Annotated in this window: 2 protein-coding genes; both read left to right on the forward strand. The window is 64.0% G+C overall.

The window, feature by feature from the left end; translation table 11 throughout:
* Positions 1–37 precede the first annotated feature (37 nt).
* Complete coding sequence (locus tag KGB20_RS00165; protein WP_223531634.1) at positions 38–9,274, forward strand: non-ribosomal peptide synthetase; 9,237 nt, start codon at positions 38–40, stop codon at positions 9,272–9,274.
* Positions 9,275–9,326: 52 nt separating this feature from the next.
* Positions 9,327–10,385, forward strand: coding sequence for a TauD/TfdA family dioxygenase (locus KGB20_RS00170; RefSeq protein ID WP_057713934.1), 1,059 nt, complete (start codon positions 9,327–9,329; stop codon positions 10,383–10,385).
* The last annotated feature ends 9 nt before the right edge of the window (positions 10,386–10,394 follow it).

Here is a 10,394-nt window from a genome sequence, read left to right on the forward strand (position 1 = left end):
CCTTGCGCCTGCTGCCTACTGATGCGGATGCCGATAGATGAATGCTGAAGACTCCTTGAAACTCGCTCGCCGGTTTATCGGGTTGCCCCTGGAAAAGCGTCAAATGTTCCTTGCGGCCTTGCACAAGGAGGGCGTGGATTTCGCCCGTTTTCCGATTCCGGCCAGCATCGAGGCTGAGGATCGCCTGGCGCTGTCGTACGCCCAGCAACGCATGTGGTTTCTCTGGCAACTGGATCCCCACAGCGGTGCCTACAACCTGCCGGGCGCGGTGCGGCTGACCGGGTGCCTGAACCTGTCGGCGCTGGAACAGGCGTTCGCCAGTCTGGTGGCGCGGCATGAAACCCTGCGCACGGTGTTCGCTCGTCAGGCCGATGACAACCTGTTGCAAGTCCCTGCCACGGCGCCGCTGCGGATCGAACACATGGATTTCAGCGCACTGCCCGCCGAGGAGCGCGAACGTGCCGTGGCTGAAACCGCCGAACAGCAATCGGTACTGCCGTTCGATCTGTCGACCGGTCCGCTGCTGCGGGTCACCTTGCTCAAGCTCGCAGGGCTTGAGCACGTGCTGTTGCTGACCCTGCACCACATCGTCTCCGACGGCTGGTCGATGAACGTGCTGATCGACGAATTCATCCGCTGCTACGACGCCTTCGATGCCGACACGCAACCGCAGCTGACGCCGCTGCCTATCCAGTACAGCGACTACGCCCTGTGGCAGCGCCGCTGGCTGGAGGCGGGCGAGCAGGCGCGGCAACTGGCGTACTGGCAGGCGCAATTGGGCGATGAACATCCTGTGCTGGAACTGCCGCTGGATCATTCGCGCCCGGCGATGCCGAGTTATCGCGGTACCCGCTACGAATTCGCGGTCCAGGCGCAACTGGCCGAGCAACTGCGCAGCACCGCACAGAAGCACAACATCACCCTGTTCATGCTGTTGCTCGGTGCTTTCAACACTTTACTGCATCGCTACACCGGGCAAACCGACATCCGCGTCGGCGTGCCCATCGCCAACCGCAACCGCGCGGAAATCGAAGGCCTGATCGGCTTCTTCGTCAACACCCAGGTGCTGCGTACCCAACTGGACGGCCAGACCCGGGTCGACGACCTGCTGCGCGCCATCAAGGAAACCGCCCTTGGCGCCCAGGCCCATCAGGACCTGCCGTTCGAACGCCTGGTCGAAGCGCTGAAACTGGAGCGCAGCCTCAGCCACACGCCGCTGTTCCAGGTGATGTACAACCACCAGCCGCATGTAGCCGACATGGCCTCGGTCAGCACCGCGTCCGGCCTGGAGCTGGGCAGCATCGACTGGCAAAGCCGCACCACCCAGTTCGACCTGACCCTCGACACCTGGGAAAAGGGCGGCATGCTGCACGCCGCGCTGACCTACGCCAGCGACCTGTTCGAGGCCGATACCATTGCGCGCATGGCCCGGCACTGGACGCGCCTGTTGCAGGCGATAGTCGACGACTCGACGCAAAAAATCGGCGAGTTGCCGATGCTGACGGCGGATGAGCAGCAAGTGCTGGTGCAGGACTGGAACCGCACCACCGAGATCTATCCGGTCGAGCAGTGCATGCATCAGTTGATCCAGGCCCAGGCCCGACGCACCCCCGGCGCACCGGCACTGGTGTTTGGCGATCGTCAGCTCAGTTATGCGCAACTCGACGCCCGCAGCAATCAACTGGCGCACTGCTTGCGCGAGCAGGGTGTCGGCCAGGATGTGCTGGTGGGGATCTGCGTCGAGCGTTCACTGGAAATGGTCATCGGCCTGCTGGCGATTCACAAGGCCGGTGGTGCCTACGTACCGCTGGACCCGGAATACCCGGCTGAACGCCTGGCCTACATGATCGAAGACAGTGCGATTGGCCTGCTGCTCACCCAAAGCACTTTACTCGGCGCACTGCCCACCGAGGGCGTCAAGGTCATCGCCCTGGATCAGGAGCAAGACTGGCTCGACGGCTACAGCGAGTCCTGCCCGCCAGTTGAAGTGCATCCACTGAACCTGGCCTATGTGATCTACACCTCCGGTTCCACCGGCAAGCCCAAAGGCGCCGGCAACAGTCACGCGGCGCTGGTCAACCGCTTGTGCTGGATGCAGCAGGCTTACGGGCTGGATGGCAGCGACTCGGTGTTGCAGAAGACCCCGTTCAGTTTCGACGTATCGGTGTGGGAATTCTTCTGGCCGCTGATGACCGGCGCGCGCCTGGTGGTGGCGCCGCCGGGTGCGCATCGTGAACCGGCGCGGTTGATCCGCCTGATCGGTGAGTACGGCATCAGTACGCTGCACTTTGTGCCGTCGATGCTCCAGGCGTTCATCCACGAGCCGGGTGTCGAGGCTTGCACCGGCCTCAAGCGCATCGTCTGCAGCGGTGAAGCCTTGCCGCTGGATGCCCAATTGCAGGTGTTCAAAAAGCTGCCGGGTGCCGGGTTGTACAACCTTTATGGCCCGACCGAGGCGGCCATCGACGTCACCCACTGGACCTGCATCGACGAAGGCGCCGACAGCGTGCCCATCGGCCGGCCCATCGCCAACCTGCGCACCCATGTGCTGGATGCACAATTACTGCCGGTTCCGGCCGGCGTGGCGGGGGAGTTGTACCTCGGTGGCGCCGGGCTGGCGCGCAGTTATCACCGGCGTCCGGCGCTCAGCGCCGAGCGTTTTGTGCCGTGCCCCTTCCATGACGGTGCGCGCTTGTATCGCACCGGCGACCGCGTGCGGCAGCGCGCCGATGGGGTGATCGAATACCTCGGGCGCCTCGACCATCAAGTCAAATTGCGCGGCCTGCGCATCGAACTGGGGGAAATCGAAACCCGGCTGATGCAGCATGCGTTGGTGCGTGAGGCCGTGGTGCTGGTGCAGGGTGGCAAGCATCTGGTGGCGTATCTGGTGCTGGAAAACGCCGACACCGATGCGCAGTGGCCGCAAACCCTCAAGGCCTGGCTGCTCGACAGCCTGCCGGAATACATGGTGCCCACCTACCTGATGCCGCTGGACGCCTTGCCGGTGACCGCCAACGGCAAGCTCGACCGCAAGGCTTTGCCGCCGCCCGATGCCACGCCGCAACAGGCATTTGTTGCGCCACAGGATGCGATGCAGATCGCGCTGGCGCAGATCTGGCAGGACGTATTGGGCGCGGAACCCGTGGGCCTCGAAGACAATTTCTTCGAGCTCGGCGGCGACTCGATCATTTCCATCCAGGTGGTCAGCCGTGCCCGCCAGGCGGGCATTCGCCTCAGCCCGCGGGATCTGTTCCAGTACCAGACCGTGCGCAGCCTGGCATTGGTCGCGGCGTTCGACAGCCGCAGCACTGTCGATCAAGGCCCGGTCAGTGGCGAGGTGATCCTGACCCCGGCACAGCATTACTTCTTCGAACAGGCCATCGCCCAGCGTCAGCACTGGAACCAGTCGCTGCTGTTGACGCCCCGGGACGCGTTGAATCCTGAGGTGTTGGAGCAGGCCTTGGTTACCGTCATCAACCACCACGACGCCTTGCGCCTGCGCTTCATCGACGGTGCCGAAGGCTGGCAGCAGCGCCACGCAGCGCCAGTCGAGTCAGCTGGATTGTGGCAGCGTCGGGCGTCTTCGACCGAAGCCTTGACCGCCCTGTGCGATGAAGCGCAACGCAGCCTCGATCTGGCAAGCGGGCCGCTGCTGCGTGCCTTGCTGATCAGCCTCGACGATGGCAGCCAGCGCCTGTTGCTGGTGGTTCATCATTTGGCCGTGGACGGGGTGTCATGGCGGGTGTTGCTCGAAGACTTGCAACAGGCTTACCGGCAAGTGGCGCTGCCCGAGAAAACCAGCGCCTATCAAGCCTGGGCCGCGCATCTGCAACAGCATGCCGGCACCTTGCCTGGGCAAATGCCGTACTGGCAGGCGCAACTGGCGGACGCCCGGGACCTGCCGTGCGACAACCCCCAGGGCAGCTTGCAGCAGCACCACGGGCACAAGATCGAATCCAGACTGGATGCCGAACTGACCCGTCAGTTGCTGCAACAGGCCCCGGCGGCCTATCGCACCCAAGTCAATGATCTGTTGCTCACGGCGTTGGCGCGGGTCATCTGCCGCTGGAGCGGGCAGGGCTCGACGCTGATCCAGCTGGAAGGCCACGGCCGCGAAGACCTGTCCGACGACCTCGACCTGAGCCGCACCGTCGGCTGGTTCACCAGCCTGTTTCCGCTGCGCCTGCAACCCGAGGCCGGGGTGGCAAATTCGATCAAGTCGATCAAGGAGCAACTGCGCGCCATTCCCGGCAAAGGCCTGGGCTATGGACTGCTGCGCTACCTGGGCGAACCGGCGCAGCGCCAGGCCCTGCAAGACTTGCCGGCGCCACGGATCACCTTCAACTACCTGGGGCAGTTCGATCGTCAGTTCGACGACGCCGCGCTGTTCGTCCCGGCCCCGGAAAGCGGCGGCCAGGCTCAGGGCGATGATGCGCCGCTGGCCAACTGGCTGACCGTGGAGGGCCAGGTCTATGGCGGGCAGCTCTCGCTGCAATGGGGCTTCAGCCGTGACATGTTTGCCGAGTCCACGGTGCAGCGACTGGCCGATGCCTACACCGAAGAACTCAAGACGCTGATCGAACATTGCTGTGCGACAGCGCCAGGCCAGGTTACGCCGTCGGACTTCCCGCTGGCGCGCATCACCCAGGCACAACTCGATGCCTTGCCTGTTGCGGCGCCGGCCATCGAGGACGTTTACCCGCTGACGCCGATGCAGCAGGGCATGCTGTTCCACACCCTGTACGAACCCCAGGCCGAGGCCTACATCAATCAATTGCGCCTGGACATCCAGGGTCTGGAACTGGCCGCGTTCGGCCGGGCCTGGCAGGCGGCGATCAACCGACACGACATCCTGCGCAGCAGCTTCCACTGGCTGGGGCTTGAGTGCGCGCATCAGGTGATTCATCGCCAGATCGATCTGCAACTGCAAGTGATCGACGCAGCCGACATCGATCTCGATGCACTGGCCGCCGAGGAGCGCAGCCGTGGCTTCGAACTCGGCGCCGCGCCATTGTTCCGCCTACTCCTGGTGCGTCGGGGCAGTGAAGGCTGGCACCTGATCCATACCAGCCATCACATCCTCATGGACGGCTGGAGCAACGCCCAGTTGCTCGGCGAAGTGATCCAGCACTATGCCGGCCAGACGTTGGCCAGGCCGTTGGGGCAATACCGCGACTATCTGGGCTGGATTCAACAGCAGTCGCTGCTGGCTGGCGAGCAGTTCTGGAGACAGGCGTTGGCGGCGCTGGAAACGCCGACGCTGCTGGCGCAAGCCTTGCCGACGCCTGCCCATGGGTACGGCATGGGTGAACATCAATTGACCCTTGAAAGCGCCGCGCTGCAGCGCCTGAGCGATTTTGCCCGCCAGCAGAAAATCACCCTCAACACCTTGCTGCAAGGCGCCTGGGGCCTGCTGTTGCAACGCTACACGGGCCAGTCCTGTGTGGCGTTTGGCGCAACGATTGCCGGACGCTCCGCGCCGCTGCCGGGCATAGAGCAGCAGTTGGGGCTGTTCATCAACACCTTGCCGATCATCGCCGCGCCGCAAGCGGGGCAGTCGGTGGCCCAGTGGCTCAACGACCTGCAAGCCCTGAACCTGAGCCTGCGCGAGTTCGAACACGTGCCGCTGTACGACATTCAGGGCTGGGCCGGGCAACAGGGAGCGCTGTTCGACAGCCTGCTGGTGTTCGAGAACTTCCCGGTGGCCGAAGCCCTCAAGCAAGGGGCGCCGGCGGGCCTGACCTTCGGTGCGCTGCACAATCACGAAATCACCAGTTACCCGCTGACTCTGGGCATCGAAGTCGGCGCCAGCCTGCGCCTGGATTTCAGTTTCGACCGAGCCCGGTTCAGTGCCGCGCAGATCAGCCAGTTGGGCGCCAGCCTGTTGCAGGTGCTGGAGCAGTTCGTCGCACAGCCACAACAGGCATTGGGCGCGGTCAGCTTGCTGGATGCACTGGCGCAAGCAATGGTGCTGGCGTGTTCCCGTCCGCCGGTGCCGCCAATCGATAGCCCGTTGTTGGCTCATCAGCGGTTTGAGCAACAAGCGGCACGCACCCCCGATGCGCTGGCGGTGATGGTCGGTGACGAGCGCCTGACCTACGCCCAGCTCAATGCGCAAGCCAACCAGCTCGCCCATCGCCTGCGTGCCCAGGGCGTGGCGCCGGGGCAGCGGGTGGGCCTGTCGGTGCGGCGCAATGGGCAGATGATCGTCAGCCTGATGGCGATCCTCAAGTCCGGCGCCGGTTATGTGCCGCTGGACCCGGATTACCCGGCCGAGCGCCTGGCCTACATGATCGAAGACAGCGGCATGGACCTGCTGCTGGCGCAACCGGGCCTGCTGGCCGATGTAGCGCTGCCGCAAGGTTTGCCGCGCCTGGCGCTGGAGCCGGGCGCAGACACCGGGTATTCCACCGACAACCTGATCAACCTCGCCAGCGCCGAAGACCTGGCCTATCTGATCTACACCTCCGGCTCCACCGGACGCCCGAAAGGCGTGTGCCTGGCCCATGCCGCACTGCGCGAGTTTTGCGTGATCGCGGCGCACTATTCACAACTCACCCCGCAAGACCGCGTGCTGCAATTCGCAACGTTCAGCTTCGACGGCTTTGTCGAGCAGTGCTACCCGCCATTGTGCGTGGGCGCGGCGCTGGTGATGCGCGGCGATGAACTGTGGGACACCGACACCCTCTATCGCCAGATCATCGAGCATGGCGTGACCCTGGCGGATTTGCCGGCGGCCTACTGGTTCCTGCTGTCTCAGGAGTGGTCCGCGCACCCGCAGCGGGACAAGGGGCGTTTGCGTCAGGTCCACGTCGGCGGCGAAGCCATGTCCCTCGAAGGCCTGAAGCTGTGGCACGCCGCCGGTCTGGGCGATGTGCGCCTGCTCAACACCTACGGGCCAACCGAAGCCACGGTGGTGTCCAGTACCCACGAATGCACACTGGCCGATACCCGCAATCACATTGGCGTGCCCATCGGCAAAGCCCTGCCGGGGCGTGCGCTGTATGTGCTGGACAGCGAAGGCCACCTGCTGCCGACCGGTTGCGTCGGCGAACTGTGCATCGGCGGCGACGTAGGCCTTGCCCAGCGTTATCACCAGCGACCGGGCTTGAGCGCCGAACGCTTCATCGCCGATCCGTTTTCCAGCACGCAGGGCGCGCGGCTTTACCGCAGCGGCGACCTGGCGCGCTATCGCGAGGACGGTGCGCTGGAGTACCTGGGACGCATCGACCATCAAGTGAAAATCCGTGGTTTCCGGGTTGAGTTGGGTGAGCTGGAAGCGCATCTGCAAGGCTTGCCGATGATCAGCGAAGCCGCAGTGCTGGTGCATGAAGGCGTTGGTGGCAAGCAATTGATCGGCTACGTAGTGCCAGCCAGTGATGAATGGCTGAACTCAGATCCCCGTCAACTCACCGACACTGTACGCCGCGCCTTGGGCGAGCGCCTGCCGGAGTACATGCTGCCGGCGCAACTGGTGTTGTTGGCCGCGTTGCCGCTCAACCGCAACGGCAAACTCGACCGCGCCGCGTTGCCGGCCCCGCAGGTCTGGGAGGCCGACGTTGGCAGCGCCCCGCAAGGCGCACTGGAAATCGAACTGGCGCAGATCTGGCGGCAGGTGTTGCAGGTCAATCGTGTCGATCGGGAAAACAGCTTCTTCGAATTGGGCGGGCACTCGTTGTTGGCGACGCAAATCGTCTCGCAGATCCGCCAGCGCCTGGGCCTTTCGGTGAGTTTGCGCAGCCTGTTCGAACACCCGCGCCTCGAGGATTTCGCCGCTCAGGTGCAGGCGCTGCAACACAGCTGTGAGCGCCCGGCGCTGGTGGCGGATACCTCTGGCGAACGTCAGCCGTTGTCCTTTGCCCAGCAGCGCTTGTGGTTCCTGTGGAACCTCGAACCGGACAGTTCGATGTACAACATGCCGGGTGCCTTGCGTCTGCGCGGCGAACTGAACCTCGATGCCCTGCGCCGAACCTTCGAAACATTGGTGCAACGTCACGCCGTATTGCGCACCACCTTTTACGAAGAAGACGGCCAGACCTGGCAGCGGGTGCATCCGCAACTGCCGCTGAGTTTTATCGACAGCGACCTGCGGCATCTGCCGGCGCCGGACGTCGAAGCGCAGCAACTGGCCCGCGAGGAGGTCGCCCGGCCATTCGACCTGCGCCACGGTCCGTTGTTGCGGGTGCGGGTGCTGCGGGTCGCGGATGACGAACATGTGCTGTTGCTGACGGTGCACCACATCGTCGCCGATGACTGGTCGTTCCGCGTACTGATCAATGAATTCGTCACGCTCTATCCAACCCTCAACCGTGGCCAGACCCCGCAACTGCCGGCGCACAGCGTGCAGTACGCCGACTTCGCCAAATGGCAGCGCCAGTGGCTGGAGCAGGGCGGCGAGTTGCAGCGCCAACTCGACTACTGGCAGCAGCGTCTTGCCGAGCCACAAGCGGTGCTCGAGTTGCCCGCCGATGGCGACCGGCGCACGGCGCAAGAGGGTGCCAGTGCTCATTTCACCTTCAGCGCCGAACTCAGCCAGCAGGTGCGCGACTTTGCCCAACAGCGCGATCTGTCGCTGTTCATGCTGCTGCTGGCCGGCTTTACCCTCGTCCTGCGCCAGCGTACCGAGGTCAGTCGGGTGCGTATCGGCACCGATATCGCCAACCGAAATCAAGCCGAGCTTGAAGAAATGGTCGGCTTCTTCGTTAACCAATTAGTACTGCAAGTGGAGGTCGATGCCGAGCAGTCGGCGGCGCAGTTGCTGGAGGCCTGTCGCCGGGCGGTGCTGGAGGCTTCGGACCATCAGGACCTGCCGTTCGAGCGTCTGGTGGAAGCCTTGCGCTTGCCGCGCCGGGCCGGCCGTTCGCCGCTGTTCGACATCAAGCTGATCTACCAGGAAGGCGTCGGTCGCTTGTCGTCGATGGAGGGCCTGGAGGTCGAGGACTTCCCGTCCGGGCGCCAGGCCGCCGAGATCGGCATGGTCGCCGCGTTCTACAACGATGCCGAGCACATTCACCTGAGTTTCGAAACGCCGGTGGGCCAGTACCTGCCGAGCACGCTGGAGTGTTTGTTCGAACAGATTCAGGCAGTGCTCGAAGCGCTGATACGAGGTGACGGGTTGCAGGTTGGCGAGTTGCTGAACCTGGCCGGCGATGTCCAGCGCCTTGCCGATGCGCGCTTGAGCGAGCAACGCAAGGCGTTGCTCGGCGGCGCCATGGCGATCAAGCGCCGCTCGGCGAACCGTGGCGCACCGGCGACGCAATCCGCGGCGGACTGATTCAGTCGGCGGCGCCTTTGAGCGCCGCCGTCAACATTTTCTGGAGGGGTTTATGACCGTTTCAACGACCAAGTCCATTCCCAAGATGGGTCGTGGTGCCCGCAAGAGCCTGTCCACCGATCCGACGCGGCTGGTGAGTTTTGCGCCGATGTTCGAAGGCCTCAGCATGCCGCTGGTGTGCCGTCCGGCCGTGTCCGGCGTGAGCCTGGTGGAATGGGCGACCCAGAATCGCGCGCTGATCGAAAGCAAGCTGCTGGAACACGCGGTGATTCTGTTCCGTGGCTTCCAGGTGGCTGATATCGGCGAGTTCAACCGCTGCGTCGACGGGATTTCCGGCGGTGCCCTGGAGTACCTGTTCCGCGCCTCGCCACGGACCCAGATCAGCGGCCAGTTCAAGATCTACAGCTCCACCGATTACCCGGCGCCGGAGAAAATCTTCCCGCACAACGAACACTCGTATTCACCGGTATTCCCGCGTCACCTGTATTTCTACTGCGACACGCCGTCGACCACCGGTGGTGAAACGCCCTTTGGCGATACCCGCCGGATCCTCGCGCGGATCGACCCGGCGGTGCGCGAAGAATTTGCCCGCAAACGCATCATGTACGTGCGCAACTACGGCGACGGCATGGGCCTGCCATGGCAGACCGTGTTCCAGAGCGAGGATCGCGCCGAGGTCGAAGCCTACTGCGCAAAAATCGGTATCCAGGCCGAATGGAAGCCGGGCAATCGCCTGCGCACCCGGCAGAACGGCCCGGCCATCGTGCGCCATCCACTGACCGGCGAGCGCATCTGGTTCAACCACGGCACCTTCTTCAACGCACTGACCCTGCCGGACAGCATCCGTGACAACTTGCTGCGTGAATTCGGCCCGCAAGATTTGCCGCAAAACACCTTCTTCGGCGACGGCTCGCCGATTCCCGAGGACGTGATTCGTCACCTGCAAGGCATCTACCGCGAGGTGATGGTCGAGTTCGCCTGGGAGAAGGGCGACGTGGTCCTGCTCGACAACATCCTCAGTGTGCATGCGCGCAACGAATTCACCGGCTACAGAAAAATCCTCACGGCCATGGCCATCGCGCAGAAAAGCGCCGACCTGGAACAGGAATAAGGACACCCG

It is taken from the genome of Pseudomonas sp. BF-R-30, from assembly GCF_019956175.1.
In the GTDB taxonomy this organism is placed as follows: domain Bacteria; phylum Pseudomonadota; class Gammaproteobacteria; order Pseudomonadales; family Pseudomonadaceae; genus Aquipseudomonas; species Aquipseudomonas jessenii.

Bases quoted from the DNA above. Each gene is read 5' to 3' on its own strand.
- KGB20_RS00170 (WP_057713934.1), top strand. From the start codon at position 9,327: ATGACCGTTTCAACGACCAAGTCCATTCCCAAGATGGGTCGTGGTGCC.
- KGB20_RS00165 (WP_223531634.1), top strand. From the start codon at position 38: ATGAATGCTGAAGACTCCTTGAAACTCGCTCGCCGGTTTATCGGGTTG.